Origin of the sequence: Enterococcus sp. FDAARGOS_553 (assembly GCF_003812305.1) — a bacterium.
GTDB lineage: Bacteria > Bacillota > Bacilli > Lactobacillales > Enterococcaceae > Enterococcus_D > Enterococcus_D gallinarum.
Window position 1 is genome coordinate 488,208 of the sequence record NZ_CP033740.1, and the last position, 14,628, is coordinate 502,835.

Annotated in this window: 23 protein-coding genes and 2 pseudogenes; 5 read left to right on the forward strand and 20 right to left on the reverse strand. The window is 35.1% G+C overall.

Annotation, left to right across the window (positions count from 1 at the left end; genetic code table 11):
• Nucleotides 1–61: 61 nt before the first annotated feature.
• The 7 genes and pseudogenes from EGX73_RS02690 to EGX73_RS02720 all read right to left on the reverse strand — a co-directional run bounded on the left by EGX73_RS02690 (nt 62) and on the right by EGX73_RS02720 (nt 3,134).
• Nucleotides 62–298 (reverse strand): hypothetical protein, encoded by a 237-nt coding sequence (locus EGX73_RS02690; protein WP_123866710.1) that lies wholly within the window; start codon nt 296–298, stop codon nt 62–64.
• On the reverse strand, nt 285–914 hold the full coding sequence (locus tag EGX73_RS02695; RefSeq protein WP_123866711.1) for a hypothetical protein: 630 nt from the start codon (nt 912–914) through the stop codon (nt 285–287). Before EGX73_RS02695 ends, EGX73_RS02690 begins: the two co-directional genes overlap by 14 nt.
• Nucleotides 915–960: 46 nt before the next feature.
• Nucleotides 961–1,290, reverse strand: a complete 330-nt coding sequence (locus tag EGX73_RS02700; RefSeq protein WP_123866712.1) for a DUF771 domain-containing protein — start codon at nt 1,288–1,290, stop codon at nt 961–963.
• 37 nt (nt 1,291–1,327) lie between these two features.
• Nucleotides 1,328–1,624: a hypothetical protein gene (locus tag EGX73_RS02705; protein WP_123866713.1), complete on the reverse strand. Its 297-nt coding sequence runs from the start codon at nt 1,622–1,624 to the stop codon at nt 1,328–1,330.
• Nucleotides 1,625–1,744: 120 nt separating this feature from the next.
• A pseudogene (locus EGX73_RS02710) lies at nt 1,745–2,704 on the reverse strand (phage tail tape measure protein); the annotation flags it as partial.
• The gene (locus tag EGX73_RS02715; RefSeq protein ID WP_123866714.1) at nt 2,697–2,915 is read right to left on the reverse strand and encodes a hypothetical protein; all 219 of its coding nucleotides are present in this window, start codon (nt 2,913–2,915) and stop codon (nt 2,697–2,699) included. The pseudogene EGX73_RS02710 and the gene EGX73_RS02715, both read right to left, overlap by 8 nt.
• Nucleotides 2,916–3,134, reverse strand: a complete 219-nt coding sequence (locus tag EGX73_RS02720; RefSeq protein WP_113849213.1) for a helix-turn-helix transcriptional regulator — start codon at nt 3,132–3,134, stop codon at nt 2,916–2,918.
• A 136-nt stretch (nt 3,135–3,270) separates the two neighbouring features.
• On the opposite strand from EGX73_RS02720, the gene EGX73_RS02725 reads away from it, so the two are divergent.
• The 5 genes from EGX73_RS02725 (at nt 3,271) to EGX73_RS02750 (ending at nt 7,611) form a co-directional block, all read left to right on the forward strand.
• Nucleotides 3,271–3,912 (forward strand): helix-turn-helix transcriptional regulator, encoded by a 642-nt coding sequence (locus tag EGX73_RS02725; RefSeq protein WP_113849212.1) that lies wholly within the window; start codon nt 3,271–3,273, stop codon nt 3,910–3,912.
• Between the two features lie 51 nt (nt 3,913–3,963).
• Nucleotides 3,964–5,106: a site-specific integrase gene (locus EGX73_RS02730; protein WP_123866715.1), complete on the forward strand. Its 1,143-nt coding sequence runs from the start codon at nt 3,964–3,966 to the stop codon at nt 5,104–5,106.
• A gap of 1,109 nt (nt 5,107–6,215) precedes the next feature.
• Nucleotides 6,216–6,575 (forward strand): hypothetical protein, encoded by a 360-nt coding sequence (locus tag EGX73_RS02740; protein WP_123866716.1) that lies wholly within the window; start codon nt 6,216–6,218, stop codon nt 6,573–6,575.
• Entirely contained in the window at nt 6,572–7,255 is a 684-nt protein-coding gene (locus tag EGX73_RS02745; protein WP_123866717.1) for a helix-turn-helix domain-containing protein, read from the forward strand. The genes EGX73_RS02740 and EGX73_RS02745 overlap by 4 nt, the downstream gene beginning before the upstream one ends.
• Nucleotides 7,213–7,611 carry a hypothetical protein gene (locus tag EGX73_RS02750; protein WP_123866718.1) on the forward strand — a complete coding sequence of 133 codons (399 nt, stop codon included), beginning with the start codon at nt 7,213–7,215 and terminating at the stop codon, nt 7,609–7,611. The genes EGX73_RS02745 and EGX73_RS02750 overlap by 43 nt, the downstream gene beginning before the upstream one ends.
• Nucleotides 7,612–7,843: 232 nt before the next feature.
• Here EGX73_RS02750 and EGX73_RS02755 read toward each other — a convergent pair.
• The 13 genes and pseudogenes from EGX73_RS02755 to EGX73_RS02805 all read right to left on the reverse strand — a co-directional run.
• Nucleotides 7,844–8,512: pseudogene (locus EGX73_RS02755) on the reverse strand (phage tail protein); the annotation flags it as partial.
• Entirely contained in the window at nt 8,493–9,011 is a 519-nt protein-coding gene (locus EGX73_RS02760; RefSeq protein WP_253764185.1) for a hypothetical protein, read from the reverse strand. The gene EGX73_RS02760 and the pseudogene EGX73_RS02755, both read right to left, overlap by 20 nt.
• Entirely contained in the window at nt 9,008–9,292 is a 285-nt protein-coding gene (locus EGX73_RS02765; protein ID WP_123866720.1) for a hypothetical protein, read from the reverse strand. Before EGX73_RS02765 ends, EGX73_RS02760 begins: the two co-directional genes overlap by 4 nt.
• Nucleotides 9,276–9,548: a hypothetical protein gene (locus EGX73_RS02770; protein ID WP_123866721.1), complete on the reverse strand. Its 273-nt coding sequence runs from the start codon at nt 9,546–9,548 to the stop codon at nt 9,276–9,278. Before EGX73_RS02770 ends, EGX73_RS02765 begins: the two co-directional genes overlap by 17 nt.
• A 22-nt stretch (nt 9,549–9,570) precedes the next feature.
• Nucleotides 9,571–10,170, reverse strand: a complete 600-nt coding sequence (locus EGX73_RS02775) for a hypothetical protein (protein WP_086273512.1) — start codon at nt 10,168–10,170, stop codon at nt 9,571–9,573.
• Nucleotides 10,170–10,628 (reverse strand): hypothetical protein, encoded by a 459-nt coding sequence (locus tag EGX73_RS02780; protein WP_123866722.1) that lies wholly within the window; start codon nt 10,626–10,628, stop codon nt 10,170–10,172. Before EGX73_RS02780 ends, EGX73_RS02775 begins: the two co-directional genes overlap by 1 nt.
• A 291-nt stretch (nt 10,629–10,919) precedes the next feature.
• Nucleotides 10,920–11,060, reverse strand: coding sequence for a hypothetical protein (locus tag EGX73_RS15900; RefSeq protein WP_086269381.1), 141 nt, complete (start codon nt 11,058–11,060; stop codon nt 10,920–10,922).
• A 12-nt stretch (nt 11,061–11,072) separates the two neighbouring features.
• Nucleotides 11,073–11,402, reverse strand: coding sequence for a hypothetical protein (locus EGX73_RS02785; protein ID WP_003128325.1), 330 nt, complete (start codon nt 11,400–11,402; stop codon nt 11,073–11,075).
• 21 nt (nt 11,403–11,423) lie between these two features.
• On the reverse strand, nt 11,424–11,693 hold the full coding sequence (locus EGX73_RS02790) for a hypothetical protein (RefSeq protein WP_253764186.1): 270 nt from the start codon (nt 11,691–11,693) through the stop codon (nt 11,424–11,426).
• Nucleotides 11,694–11,951: 258 nt separating this feature from the next.
• Nucleotides 11,952–13,202 (reverse strand): phage/plasmid primase, P4 family, encoded by a 1,251-nt coding sequence (locus tag EGX73_RS02795; RefSeq protein ID WP_253764187.1) that lies wholly within the window; start codon nt 13,200–13,202, stop codon nt 11,952–11,954.
• Nucleotides 13,171–13,386, reverse strand: a complete 216-nt coding sequence (locus EGX73_RS16125; RefSeq protein WP_253764188.1) for a hypothetical protein — start codon at nt 13,384–13,386, stop codon at nt 13,171–13,173. The genes EGX73_RS02795 and EGX73_RS16125 overlap by 32 nt, the downstream gene beginning before the upstream one ends.
• A complete protein-coding gene (locus EGX73_RS02800; protein ID WP_123866723.1) occupies nt 13,383–14,288 on the reverse strand; it encodes a primase alpha helix C-terminal domain-containing protein in 906 nt (301 codons plus the stop codon). Before EGX73_RS02800 ends, EGX73_RS16125 begins: the two co-directional genes overlap by 4 nt.
• Entirely contained in the window at nt 14,285–14,545 is a 261-nt protein-coding gene (locus tag EGX73_RS02805; RefSeq protein ID WP_123866724.1) for a hypothetical protein, read from the reverse strand. Before EGX73_RS02805 ends, EGX73_RS02800 begins: the two co-directional genes overlap by 4 nt.
• Between the last annotated feature and the right edge of the window lie 83 nt (nt 14,546–14,628).

The window sequence follows — 14,628 nt, forward strand, 5'->3', positions numbered from 1 at the left end:
AACGTGTTAAGTGTTTGTGGGTCAATGTGTGGGTCAATAATTCTCATTGCGCGTGGGGCGCTTACTTTAAATTGTTATTAAGTTCTGTTTCATTTACATATTTCCACAAATCAAATTTCTTCAAACTACTTTCCACATCTTTTACCATTTTAGCTGATCGTTTTAAATCCGATTTGTTCTCGGAATCTTTATAACTAACTAATGTAAGAATACATACTTCTTCTGGAGTAACTACTGCCTGTTTTGGTTTTTCCTGATACTCATTTAAAAATTCCTCAAACTCTTTATACAATCTCATTGCTGTTTCCTCCATTATTTTTTTCTTGATTAAGATATTCTAAATAATCGTCGCATATAATCCTAATTTCCTTGCCTTTTTCATTGATACCAGAAAAGAATATTTCCTTAGGAACTAATTTTAAGAATTCTTCTCCAAGATTAGAACTTGTAGATTTCACTTTCAAAACATTTGTCTCTTTTGGAGACAAAGATATATAGTTAACAAATTGATCGTTTAAAAAAAGATCTTTTTTACTGTAAACCTCATTGTCTTCTGATACATAGTTGATTTTCAAATCGTATAAAGCTTTAGAAAAATCTGACGGATTATATAATCTGATATTAGTGTCTACATTTAAAAAATGATCATTAATTACTAGAACTTCTTCTGAATCGCTGCTAAACGTTTGTTCGTACGAATCGAAAAATTCTGATCCGAAAAATACACCAGTTATATCAGTATCTACTTTTCTGTCTTTAGCTAACCATAAAGATACTAAAACTGCAGCTAATGTAGACCCTGCGCTTATCCATTCAATGGCTCGACCGTCTAGTTTATTATCAATAACAAAAAATATCACAACAAATATGCCGCCTATCATCCCCAATAGAAAGCTTTTCATGTTTTTCTTCAAAGTTAACATCCTCGCTACAAATATTTATATGATTCATTTAATCTAATCATCTTTTTTCTTTCAGGATATCCGCAAAGTTTTCTTCTAAGAACTCCAATGTTTTTGATTTCAAAAAAAGATACTTGTCGTTGCCCTCCCCTGGGTAATACACAAACCCTTCAGATGATTTTGAAATGTCGATTCTATTTCTATATCTAGGATTTTTTAAAACTTTCTGACTAAACCAATCATATTTTCTATTTATGCGATCAAGCACTTCTTTTAACGTCATCCACCGGCCTAGGTTGTTAGCTTGAAGAAGCTCCTCATACTCAACCCTAGAAATGATTACATAATCTTCTGGTACAAGTATTTTCGCTTCTAAAAATTGTTGCATAAAAGCTCCCTCTTTCTGAACGAATGAATGTAATATATTATTCTAGAAATAATTCTGGTCTAACCTTTTTAAAATAGAATGGTCTTCTTGCTATAAAGTCCACTGCCGCATTCCCAGTTAATACCTTTACGTTGTTATGCTCGTTACTAACATTCTCTTTGTTGTCAAAGAATTTATTTTTGTACTCTGTAGTAACTTCTATACAGCTCCCTTTAACTACCATCTTTGTTTGAAAAACTTCATTTTTACTATAGCCTTTACGCGGCTCATATTCGTGGCTAATTCCATCAAAATCACCATTTTCCAATGCTCTTAAAATTGCCAATCTATCCATTCGGTTCCTCCTTGTATTTCTTTACTTTCTCAATTACATAATACCTCTTTACACATACGAAATTCAAACTTTATTTGCAACAAAAAAAGACACCCAGCCGATAAGCTAGGTGCCTTGTATTTAACCTCCCACACCGGCAAGTGCCTGTTTGCTTGCACGGTAAAATTTACGGTTCATTTTGTTTAATTCGCTTGGGTTATTCGCATCGACATTCCCAATGTGGATATGTTGTTCCACTTTGGAAGGCTGTACTTTGCCGCCAATGCCTTTGCGTTTTTCTTCGTCTGATAACGGAGTAACAGTTGTCTTGCCGTTTTTATTCGTAAGCAATTCTGGTCCAGCTTCACCAACGATCGCTTGGCCATTTAATATATGACCGCCATCTGCCAAATAAGGCAAAGTGGAAATGCTAAAGCTTTTGCCGCCTACGCCAGGAACCCATTTTGGAATTTTAATGTTGTTTAATCCACCAAGAAATGCATTGATCAATCCAATCATTGTGTTTAGCGGTGCTTTAGCCATAGCAGCAATCATATCAAAAATACCGCCAAAAATATTTACAACACCGTTCCAAGCGCGTTCCCAATCACCTGTAAATATGCCAGTTATAAAATCTATAAATCCGGTGAAAATTCTCTTGCCTGCATCGAAAAAGTTTTGGAAGTTTTGAATGATTCCTCCAAAAATATTGCTAATGTATCCGCCCATAAAGTTAAACACTTCTACCGCTATATCAGAAACGCCTTGGAAAAAGGCATTCACACCGTTCCTAAACCATTCAACATTGTTATAAGCCCAAACTAGCCCAGCGACTAATGCGGCTATTGCTATTACAGCTACGGCAAACCATCCACCAGATAATCCGAATAATTTGCCTAGCCCACTCCACACAGTGGCCAGATCTTTAACCCCAGCCGTAATCTTAGTAACGGAACTCATAAGCGTTCCTATGACAACCAAAGCTGGTCCGATTACTGCAGCTATACCAGCGAGTGTAATAATCCAGTTCTTCGTACCTTGATCCAGAGAATCCCACCAGCTTTTAAAACTCTTCAAAGCATCAATCGCCATTTCAAAGAAACTCTTCAAGGTAAATAGCTGAAACTCCGAGCCACTTTTGCAACGCTACTTTAGTTGTTAAGATGTCTGAATCAACTTTGCTTGCGTTTCTCGCCGCCACAATTGCCTCTATAATCGCTTCAAAAACACTATCGGATATTTGTTTCAACTGTTCATTAGAAAGCGTGTGAGACACTTCTAATTGCATTTTTGGCACTTCAGCCGCTTCCATTTAATCAACTCCTGTGTAATTTTTCGACTTCTCGTTAATCAACCAATTAATAATTTTTTTAAAAACAGTTTTTCTAACAATCGTTTTTTTCTCATTTTCAATTTCTCCTAATGTTTTAGAAGATATTCCGATTTCCTCGGCTGCACTTTGTAAAGTCGAGTTCTTCCTCGCTCTTTTTTCTCTTATTTTCGCAGCCATCTCAAGATCTATTTCAAACAAAATATCACCTCCTCACTAATTACTCTAAAAAGAACTTATTACACAATTTAAGTTCTATATAGAATTTACTACTTTAAAAAAGAACTGTCAAGTGTTAAAATAGTTTTATTTAAAGAACCGGAAAGAAGGTTATAAATTGAACAACATAAAAAAATTTATGATTATGAAAGATATTGGTTTTAACGAGTTACAGGAAGGTACTCAAATATCAAAAAGTACACTGTCTCCTTTGGTGAACAATGATGCTATACCTAGTAAAACTAAATTAGAAACTCTGAGAAGGATTTCAGACTTTCTTGGTGTTTCCATGTTAGATTTACTTGAAAAAAATATTTCAACCCTGAAAGACATTAAATTTATAGATTCAAGATCCGATGTTAAGAAACAATTGCTATGTTATTCGTACGATGATAATGAATTTCTATTCGAATTAGAAAAACAAAATTACGAAGTTAATGAAAAAATTGAATACTATCTCTCTCTAACACTTTGCAATTATGAAAGCAACGCTCTATTAAACACACTATTCCGGATGCTTGAAAACTCCACTTATAACGATATTTCCGAATTTTTGGAGATTTCACTCAACAGGCTAAAATTAAAACTACCTAATGCTAACAGTAGTGTTATCCCCGTTGAATTACAGATTCCCTTAGAAAACGAATCTGTTTTTTCTGCAAGAAGAATTGGTCTCTATACTGTTGAACATTTATTTTTTAACCTTCCGAGAAAAGACGGGAATGAATACCGAACTAACAGAACTGTGTATAAAATATAATTTCTTTTATATCTACTCTAATTGGCGTTGGTGGTAGATAGGAGTACAAACATGACAAAGATACAGAAGTACACAAAGAAAGACGGATCAACAGCGTACGAATTCAATGTATATCTAGGAAAGACAGATAATGGAAAGAATATATATCGACGAAGAAGAGGATTTACAAATAAGAAACAAGCACAAATTGCTTTGTCCAAGATAATTGAGGAATACGAGAATAACGGCTTGTCAAATAAGCCTACTGTTATCACATTTAAAGATCTTTATGATAAATGGTTAGCGCAACATAGGCTTAATGTAAAACCATCCACGATAGCTTTAAATAGACGTTTCGTCGAAGGCCATGTATTGCCATACTTAGGCGATGTTAAGCTTGCATCTATAACGGTTATTCAATGCCAGGACTTGGTAAACAAGTGGTTCAAGCAAGGTTATAAGCAATACAACTATTTTCGTAAAGTCACTGCTCAAATTATGCGGTATGGTGTGGCCATGGAAATTATGGATAGCAATCCAATGTCCAAAACGATTCTTCCAAGAGCCAAAGAAGAAGAGAAAAAACTGCAGTATTACACTAAAGATGAACTAGCACATTTTTTTGATTGTTTAAAAGAGTTCGGTAACTTTAAGCAATATGCTTTTTTCCGCTTACTTGCATTTAGTGGTGCTAGAAAATCAGAGTTGCTTTCTCTACAGTGGAAAGACATTGATTTGGCTGGCAAGAGTGTTTCTATAGGCAAGACACTAGCCCTTGATGAAAATACCAATATTATTATTCAAACCCCTAAAACAGCTTCTAGTACACGATCAATAAGCTTAGATGCTGAAACAGTGAAAGTCTTGGCCAAGTGGCGAACGGTACAAAGAACAGACTACTTGAGCATGGGCTTTAATACTTCTAGCGATGATCAATACATTTTCACCAATGAACGCAATGAATTGTATTATCCTCAAGTTGTGAATGACTGGCTAAAGTATTTGATAAAGAAGTATGATCTGAAAGTAATATCTCCACACGCTTTCAGGCACACTCATGCAAGCTTATTATTACAAAGTGGTGTTCCTGTAAAAGAAGTCAGTGAACGACTAGGCCATAAAGATGTGAAAATCACGCTAGAAATTTATACTCATGTAATGCCTGAAGAGGCAGAAAAGACTGCTGATAAATTCGCCAATTTTGTTGGCTTTTAATCAAAAGCACTTACAAAAACACTTACATTCATAGTTTTAAGCAAAATAAAAAAGCTAGAATCCTTATACATCAAGGGTTCTAGCTCATATAATAGGTTTACCCCACACTACCTTCCATTTAACGATTTTCTATCTTAATACGCACAAATGCTGTTATATCAACAAAAAATCTCTAAAAGTTATCTTCTAAAATCCATATATTCACAACTATTTTTACAAATAGATAGTTTTTAGATAGCTTTTTTAGCTGGGGGCAATCAATTGTTCTATAATTTTTTTCTTCTTATCTTCATCAAATTTCCTTGGTAAACAAATGACTTGCTAAGGCGAGTTTGTACATAAATATATTCATATTACTTGCAGTAATTTAGTTTATGCTATAAATTAGTAAGTGCGTGCAATATTTTATGAAGAGTAGTTAGGCGGTGAAAACTTGGGGAAGTGCGCCTAATACTCTTCTTGTTTATTTTATCATTATTTTAACGTAATAGATATTATTGTTTAGAAAACCGTCATAAATTTCTTGAATTTAATTAATAAAAGGTGTAATGTAGTTTCATAACCACAAAGTTTATTTTTTCATTTACACTTCTTTGATAAATCCACTCTAGGCAGAATAGAGTGGATTTTTTGTTTAAATAAAAAATATTACCTTGTAGAATGGAGTCATAGCCTTGACCGGGGCTATTTCATTTTTTATCTTTTTTCAGGCCCACTCTCCTTGAGGGTGGGTTATTTTTAAACAAAAGATTATTACAATGGTGCAGTCGATGGACTTTGCGGAAAGAAAACAATCAAAGCAATGCGGAAAGCTTTGGGTACCATACAAGATGGCACCATCAGTCCAACTTCTAATATGGTAAAAGCAGTACAACGGGCGCTTAACAACAATAAACTTCCGTGGTAAACAAAAATAGCCCGCTTTGGCGGGCTCGTACATAGAGATAACATTAAAAATAGTATTAATTAGTCAAAAAGAGAAGTTGAAGTTATTGCATTTCATTTTTAATTGTGTATATAATGTTACTGGATAGTAACAAAATAAGTGTTGACAAGTAGAGGTTTTTAACGAAATAATAAAAATATATATTATTTCGGAGGACAGATATTTGGGATTTGATACAGAAGCCAGAGTTAGATTGTTCTTACTCAACTTTAGAAAATTGTTTGATCAAGGATCTATTAAATATGAGTTTAATAGAAAATCGTCTTTATATTTTAGAGAATTGGGCTGGACGAATACTCAGGCTGCTAGATACGTAAGAGAAAAATTGCATATATCAAACTATAGTGAAGGGCCAAGTGAACATCATTTCATAGAAGGCACAACAGTCACTGTTTTTGGAATGCTCCTAGGTAGTGTCGAACTTTATGTGAAAATCTCAATCGACGAAAACCATTGTGGATGCATGTCCTTCCATCCTGCAGAGAGACCAATGAACTATCCTTTAAGGGGGTGTACTGAATGACTAAAAAGGTTATAAAAAATAAGTACTGTTCTGAATGTGAGCATTTATCTTCATTTGAAGAGATTAGAATTTTAGAAACAGTCAAAGTGAAAAATTCTATGATAGAAAATGAACATATATATTATAAATGTGGTCACTGCGGAGAATTATTTGAACCTTTTGATGACCCTGATTATAATGCAAAACTTGACTTTGAAAAGTACAAAAAATTAAATGGGTTGTTATCATCTCGAGAATTCAAAGAAATTCGATTATCTTACTCTCTCTCATTGAGACAAATGGCTGATCTTATTGGAGTAAGTTATAGTACGTTAAGCGAGATTGAAAATGGAAGTATACAAAGTAAACTACTGAATAATATGCTTCTAACTTTTAAAGACCCATTTGCTGTCAGAAATGTGTATAAAGAAAGAGAATCTTTTTTACACGAGAACTTTGAGGGATTTTTGAAAAAAATAGATTTCTTATGTGTAAGAGAAGAAGAAAGTTTGTCAGAATTAAAAGAAGAAATTCAAAACGAACTCTCAGAATTGAGAAACCAAACGAACGAAATGCTTAATAGAGTAAACTTACTGGAATATGATATTAGTCAATTCAGTGAAGAAACGACTTCGGATAAAAAGAATGGAGAAATTAAATGGAAAGTACCGACTATGCGTATTATGGAACGAGTCTTATAAAAGTTGACTTTAAAAAAAGTTTATTGAAAAATAATATTGATGTAAGATTTGGAGTGTCTCCTAAGTTAAATAAAAAGAAAGATGTTTATATTAAAGGTAAAGCAGAGTTTGTTGTTGATGAGGAAGTTAAGGGATTGATAGCTATGCAAGCCGTTTTCAAATTAAATAAACAAATTGATAATGAAGATATGGAATTTTCTGATTTTGACATTGAAGATCAAAATTATTTTATAAGACCACTTTTGTCAGAAATAAGTCTTTTTATATCTATTCTAAGTCAAAAAGCGTCAAGATTACCTATTATACTTCCTATAGAAGAAATTCTAGAAAATAGAAAAGACCTTAGTGAAAGTTAAGGTCTTTTTTTTACTTAATAATTTTTATTTTTAAACAAAAAAGCACAGCGTATTTACATACACTGCGCAAGTGAAACTATGTTTCTACATCGTAATCATTATAGCACATTTAACGTCCTATTTAAAGACTCATATTCAATCATAATCTTCGTCTTGCCAATAACCCTCCTAGTATACGATATTCCAAGCATAACAAAAAAGACACCCAGCCGATAAGCTAGGTGCCTTATATTTATCCTCCTATTCCGGCAAGTGCTTGTTTGCTTGCACGGTAAAATTTACGGTTCATTTTGTTTAATTCGCTTGGGTTATTCGCATCGACATTCCCAATGTGGATATGTTGTTCCACTTTGGAAGGCTGTACTTTGCCGCCAATGCCTTTGCGTTTTTCTTCGTCTGATAACGGAGTAACAGTTGTCTTGCCGTTTTTGTTCGTAAGCAATTCTGGTCCAGCTTCACCAACGATTGCTTGGCCATTCAATACATGACCGCCTTTCGCTAGATAAGGTAATTCTCCAATACTGAAGGTTTTACCACCAACACCAGGTACCCATTTAGGAACCTTGATTTTATTCAGCCCTCGAATAAATCCGTTGATCAGTCCGATCATGTTGTTTAGTGGCATTTTCGCAATCGCAACAATTCCATCGAAGATACCACCAAAAATGTTTACAACGCCATTCCAAGCTCGTTCCCAATCCCCTGTGAAAACTCCAGTGATAAAATCAATAAAACCAGTGAATATGCGTTTCCCAGCTTCGAACACGTTGGAAATATTTGTCCAAAGTCCTTCGAATACCCCACTAATGTATCCACCAATAAAGTTGAACACTTCAACGGCAACATCAGATACACCTTGAAAGAATGCATTCACACCATTCCTAAACCATTCTACTTTGTTTGTAGTATTCTCGTTGAACCCTCTCCAATATGTTTTTGTTCTTAATGCCCAATACATCTATAAGTTGTTTCATTGAGCTGTTATGCGATTTGATTAACTGATCATTTAATTGGAACAGTCTAGTAGTTTCTGTTCCCAGTAAAGCAGTTACTTCAGCGAATCCTTTGTTGTCAAATAGTTCTTTTGCTTCAGACAATAAAGCAGCTTCTTTTCTGTTTGTTTCATTTTTTAACTGATTGATGTAATTCAAATAAATACTATCGGTGATCTCTGCACGTTCTTGGTACGCCTCGGCAATTACCTTCTCAAGATCTTCAATATCCTTATTTGCTTCTTTGTTAGCCTTGAATGTCTCTAAGCTATACTTACCTTTTGCTGAAGCTTTCTTGTCTCTCTTTTCAACCAGAGTGTCTAACTCTTTTTCCAACTCATTGATATTGATATCGATCTCTCTTAATTCTTTTACCTCTGGTGTAGTTACTGTGTACTCTGTTGTCATGCTTGATTCGCTCCTTTGATTTTTTCTTTGAGTTTACTTACAACTGTTTTCTTAGGTTCTTTGATCTGCGTTACTCGTTCTTTCTTGTATTGAGCCAACAACTCTCTGCGGCGCTCAATGGCAATTTCATTTGTACTGTCTTCCTCGATCAGCTTATTTAATTCAACCAGCGATAGCTTTTTAATAGCATCTGGATTTCCTTCCAGCTCTTGCTTCATTTGTTGTTCTTCCAGGTATTTCTTCCATTCTCTATAGCTAAAGAAGTCATCTTCTGTTTTCATTTGCCAACTCCTCTACTTTCTTACGAGTATCAGGATCTAACCCATTTGTGTTCTTTGCTACCAAGGTGAGCATTGCTTTGCGTTTAAACTCAGCGGTACAAATACCTTTAAGCAAAACCAACTTCTTCTTATCAGCTAACAATCCATCCCGATCCTCATTTAGAGCATTCTCCACTTGTTCAGGACTTAGCCCTGTGACTTCGCACAAATGCTTCTGTTTGATTTTACGTGTCTTCATAATCTCTACAATAGTCATTTACACTTTCCTTTCTGCTTAATCAGTCAAACCATATATCAATAAATTTTATATACTCGTCTCGAGGTTCCATTTTCTTTAATCGAAGGTACATCTTTAGCTGGCGACCCTGTGTAGAGTCCTGTTTGAATCTTTTCGCTTTGGACCTATCTTGCGTGAAGATATAAGAATCTGGATCCGCACGCTTTCCCTCGATAATTTGATAATCCTTCAAATAAATAGTCCCAACGCCTAGAATGTATTCCTCAAGTTCGTCAGCATCAATTTCGATAAACTCTTTTCTCAACCGATTGAGAATAGCCTGTAATTTCGCCTCTGACTTGCTCCTGATTTTTCGATATTCAAGAACAGATATTCCTCTTCGGTCAGCCAATACTTTATCTGTTATAGGTATATAAGTTCGATAACCGTTATGCATATAACTAAAGTTGGCACCTTGTTCAGTTTCGTAATACTTCTCAGAAAGAATTAAAACGTCTTCTTTTGGCAGCTCTTTTAAAGCAGTAAATAGCAAACGAGCATATCCTGCTGTATTCCCCTCTTTTAAATGATTTCTATTTACAACAAAGGCCTTCCATTGAGTGAGTATCCATTTTGGGCGAATGTCATAATCATAAACCACTATCCAAACACCTCCGCCATTAGTGCAATATTCGAAAACAAATCGTCTGTTAATTCAACCTTTTCTTGCGGCACTTCCCATTCATATCTGAACGCCATAGCTGTTTCTATCTCGTATATTTCATCGAGTGCTTTCTGTTTCAACGATGGGCTTTCAACCCCTTTTAAAAGGCTCTCACGTTCAGATACAGGCAATTTATCTAAGAAGTGCATAAAATGCTTGTGCCTAAATTTCCACCGCTCTATCCGCTTGTCAATGAGCATACACGCTTCAACGTTATCTGCTACTAAATAATCAATCTTGGGAGCTTTTGCATGGATAGCAATTTCATCATAGGCAATTCCTGTGCATAGGCTTTGGCAATAAAGTTCTTGCCTGATTAATCGTTTTTCTTCTTCCAGCTTTCTGATATAAGCCTCTATGTTCAAATAGCGGTTTAAATTGTATTCACTATCCATGCTTCCCTCCTAAAAAACAGTATTCTATTATGTTGCGGCTTTGATCGTTGGTCTAGCTTGGGATTGTCATCATCTAGGACGGCTTTTTCAGCAACCGCAGTATACAGTTTTCAAAGGACAACTAATAATAAAAAACGGACACGAGACGTCTGCCATATTACTGGCTTTTTTCGCCTCATATCCGTTGGTTCTTCCTAATCAGATATTATTATTAAGTTGTCTTTATTATACCATATTTGAGCGATAAAATCTTTATAAAACGTTGATATATCAGCTTTTAAAACACTTTTTTCACTCTAATTTATTTGTTGTTTTCGTCTCATATCTAACTACTTGACCATCTTTTACGATCAGGATGATTTCCCCATATTTAGGTAACTCGACACCCACTTTTTTTGTTTGTTTATCAATATATACTTTATCCATACTCATTGTTCATTCTCCTTATTTTGCAATTTTTAATGATTCTTGCCAGTTTTTTAGATCTGCTTGTTCAATATTCGTGATTGTTTGTTCCATACTCTTAAATTGGTTCTTGAAAGCTTGAAGACCAATAGTCCGTTCAGCTTCGTTGGTAGCGATAAACATGCCGCCTTCATATCCTCTGACAGAAACAATAGGCACTCCTTTGGCTCGCAGCATTTGAATAACTGCTTTTACGTCTCGTTCGTCCAGATCAATAATAGAGCATATATCAGGTACTTTAATTTTCCTTTCAAACCCTCTCGGAATTAATTCAAGTACCGATTGTTCAATAATCGTAAGTTCTTCCATTACATGCCTCCGCTCATTTTTTTAATTTTCTTCAAACATTGGATAGTCATTTGGGTAGAGATTATGACTTTTAAAATCCAAATCATTTCTTGTGGCTAACTTGATAATGTAACCAGTTTTTATAAACGGTGAGTGTGGGTTAATGCAATGCGCCACCCTCATTCCATCTTTCTTTCCGTGAAAATGCCATTTCGAACAATACGGACACCAGACTGCATATTGTGATCCTGTATCATAAGCGATTAAAATTGGGTATTTTCTTTCGTTTTTATTGGTTTTCAGTGTTTTCACTCCCGCCTTCTTCAGTTGCACTCTCGATTGCAACAACAGTGTACCCTCAATAGAAATTATGTTTCTACGGCCACATTGGACACCTGTTCTGAAATGCTTTTATATCAGCGTTTAAATGTAACATTATTAATTTTTTTTCGTTTTTACGCTGGACACCTACTTGGACACCCCTTCAACCTGTCCAACATGGTGTCCAAGTGTTTTTCGTTCAAACTTCATTTGTTGTGTTTAAAAATGCTGATATAGCAGCGTTTATAGTTATATGTCCAAACTGGCCAACGCTTCTAAGCTTTCCGTCGGGGTATACTCTTTTCTTAAATGTAAATGCCTGTATCTCCATAATCGTGTACCTCTAACGCTTTGCTTAACTTTTACAATTCCCATTTTCTCGAGTTGTTTGCTAAACTTAGGTTGTGACAATTCACGTAAACTTTCTTGGTAACAGAATTTTTGATATTCTTCGTAAATTGTTTTAGAAGAATCACCTTCGCTGGATTCCATATCAATGCTGCATTTTTCTTCAATGAACCTCATAATATGGTTGGATTCTTTCAACCATTTATCTTTTGCTTGATTCATCTTGTCTGATACAGTCAGTTCTTTGCGGTCTAGCGCTTCTTTAAACATCCTTATGCAATAGGTGGCGAATAGTGGAATCTCTTTCTCAATGGCCTTCAAATCGTGCTTAGTTTTAAAACTTTCGTCTATCACGCAATCAAAAGGAACTACATATAAGCGCCTCTCAAAACCGTGTGTGAAGTCATTGAACGCTGGCAACTCATTGGCTGAAAATATCAACTTCGCAAAATTCACAAACATAAAGTGATCTTTTCCTTTAAACTCAGCAGATAAACGATCCCCACCAGTGAGGGCTTTGAGTAGCCCTGTTGACTTGAGAAACTCGGAATCAACATCCGCAAACAGATTGGCTTCTTTCTGAAATAGGTTGGCACCAGCAAAACGATTCTGTTTGTTCCCTAATTCTTGAAGCGTCATATTGCTGGTATTGTCCTTACCGATGACTTTTGTTAGAAAATCTAAGAAAGTGGATTTACCATTCTCGCCGCTCCCTTGCAAAATCGTTATCGTTTGAAAAGGTGCATAACTCCGGTAGAAACAGTATCCTATGATTTCCATTAAATGCTGTGCGCTTTTTTCATCACCAGTCAAATCTCGCAGCCATTCGATTGCCTTCTCTGGCTTCAAATTTGATTTCGGATCTACAACATAATCATGGCTTTGAAGAATATAGTCTTTAGTATCGTGCGGTTTCAATTCTCCAGTTTTAATGTTGTAAGTTCCGTTTTTAAAATTGGCCAGATACGGCTTGCTATTGTTAAAAGGATTTTCTTTCATAGTCGGGTCAAAAATCTTAATCATGATGAACTTTTTTGTTTCGCCTAGTTTTTGCTGGCTCCACTTATTGAAAGATTCCAATTTGTCAGTGATATATCCGTCTAAAAAGTCGCTCAAACTATCAATTCGCCATGATCCTGTTTTTTTTATCAAACCTCGCACCGTAGAGCAAACCATTTGTTCGGATCATTGGTATCTCGTTCATAATTTCATAGCCTAACTTAGAAGCATTTACTTTAGTGTTTCCTTTTTCATCTGTGTAAATCCAAGAAGGCAGTTTCTTTTCTTCGCCAATCTTCTTTTTTTGTAATTCTTGTAACTCAATAATTTCACTCAATTGGCTCCCAACTCCTTTTTCGCTATCGAATAGAATGTTTCCTCCACTTCTTTTTCGGATAGCGGTTCTGTAAAATATTGATTGGCGACTTTAACTAATTCGAATACCGCCTTTACGTCTACTGCTCTTGCCAATAACCCCCCTGTGATTTGTGCAATGCGATTATTGCGATTTCCCTCTTCACATCCGCATACAATGCTTTCGAAAAGTTCAGTAGTTGTATTCCTATATCTTGACCCGCCTTTTTTGAATTGGCTTGTGTTTTTGTACAATTTTCTTGAAGTTACGCCTTCTGTGTCTTGTTTGTAGTCTTTCAGCCAACGTTTTGCGGCATCTAAACCATCAGATATGGGAAATAATTTTTCTCCATCATGGACAATAATTTGTTCTTGCTTAGTATATTGTGTCAACACTGGTAGTAACTGTATTTGCGACCAAGTGAGGTTTGATTGATCCGCAGTGTGAATAATTCCATCCAGTATTTTATTTAAAAAAAAGTAAATCAGTAGCTTGTATTCTTGTTCATTCACTGGTTTATCCAGTGGAATTACTAACCGATAGCGTACGCCTTTTAACCCATGACTAACACTTGGATAAAGAACATAAGCAAATTTGGCTAGTTTTTGTTTGATGACAGCTATCAAATCAATTTCAGATACGGTCACATCATCTAAATCTAAAATTAGGCAATCTCGATTGATCAAATTTTCATTTTTTCGTATCAAGGCCTTCATTTCACCAGCTATGAACCCATCAATTACAATCGTTTTTAATTTCTTCTGTTCTTCGGGATCATCAGAAACATTAACTTTAATCGGTGTATATTCTGAAAAGAATTGAATAATGCTTTTATCTATTGGTGGTTCCATAATGGATGGCCGCACTTTTCCTATATAAATCATTGCGCCACCTCATCCCCATGGTCTAAAATTTCATCAGCTAATGAATTTATTTGTTTGCTTAATATTTCTAAATTACTCATAATATTGTCAAATCCTTTTCCATGTATCAGGCTATGCAGAATCAAAAATCTATCATTGTTATCTTTCGCTCTGACAGCTTGCAGTTGTAAGCAACTAATATAATTTTGAGTTAAGCCAATCACAGCATCTAAATCTGCAATATCATAAGCAATTTTGTTTAATTCTCTTGTTTTCATAGTAAATTCCTCCAATATTTGATATACTAGAGAAAAGAAATATAGGTATTTTACCTACGTGTAGCCATTTGCTGATTCTCGCC

What these genes read in the sequence shown, in the direction of transcription:
- EGX73_RS02750 (WP_123866718.1), top strand. Translation starts at nt 7,213, where the DNA reads ATGGAAAGTACCGACTATGCGTATTATGGAACGAGTCTTATAAAAGTT.
- EGX73_RS02770 (WP_123866721.1), bottom strand. Translation starts at nt 9,548, where the DNA reads ATGACTATTGTAGAGATTATGAAGACACGTAAAATCAAACAGAAGCAT.
- EGX73_RS02760 (WP_253764185.1), bottom strand. Translation starts at nt 9,011, where the DNA reads ATGACAACAGAGTACACAGTAACTACACCAGAGGTAAAAGAATTAAGA.
- EGX73_RS02745 (WP_123866717.1), top strand. Translation starts at nt 6,572, where the DNA reads ATGACTAAAAAGGTTATAAAAAATAAGTACTGTTCTGAATGTGAGCAT.
- EGX73_RS02700 (WP_123866712.1), bottom strand. Translation starts at nt 1,290, where the DNA reads ATGCAACAATTTTTAGAAGCGAAAATACTTGTACCAGAAGATTATGTA.
- EGX73_RS02705 (WP_123866713.1), bottom strand. Translation starts at nt 1,624, where the DNA reads ATGGATAGATTGGCAATTTTAAGAGCATTGGAAAATGGTGATTTTGAT.
- EGX73_RS02805 (WP_123866724.1), bottom strand. Translation starts at nt 14,545, where the DNA reads ATGAAAACAAGAGAATTAAACAAAATTGCTTATGATATTGCAGATTTA.
- EGX73_RS02730 (WP_123866715.1), top strand. Translation starts at nt 3,964, where the DNA reads ATGACAAAGATACAGAAGTACACAAAGAAAGACGGATCAACAGCGTAC.
- EGX73_RS02780 (WP_123866722.1), bottom strand. Translation starts at nt 10,628, where the DNA reads ATGGATAGTGAATACAATTTAAACCGCTATTTGAACATAGAGGCTTAT.
- EGX73_RS02785 (WP_003128325.1), bottom strand. Translation starts at nt 11,402, where the DNA reads ATGGAAGAACTTACGATTATTGAACAATCGGTACTTGAATTAATTCCG.
- EGX73_RS02715 (WP_123866714.1), bottom strand. Translation starts at nt 2,915, where the DNA reads ATGGAAGCGGCTGAAGTGCCAAAAATGCAATTAGAAGTGTCTCACACG.
- EGX73_RS15900 (WP_086269381.1), bottom strand. Translation starts at nt 11,060, where the DNA reads ATGAGTATGGATAAAGTATATATTGATAAACAAACAAAAAAAGTGGGT.
- EGX73_RS02765 (WP_123866720.1), bottom strand. Translation starts at nt 9,292, where the DNA reads ATGAAAACAGAAGATGACTTCTTTAGCTATAGAGAATGGAAGAAATAC.
- EGX73_RS02800 (WP_123866723.1), bottom strand. Translation starts at nt 14,288, where the DNA reads ATGATTTATATAGGAAAAGTGCGGCCATCCATTATGGAACCACCAATA.
- EGX73_RS02690 (WP_123866710.1), bottom strand. Translation starts at nt 298, where the DNA reads ATGAGATTGTATAAAGAGTTTGAGGAATTTTTAAATGAGTATCAGGAA.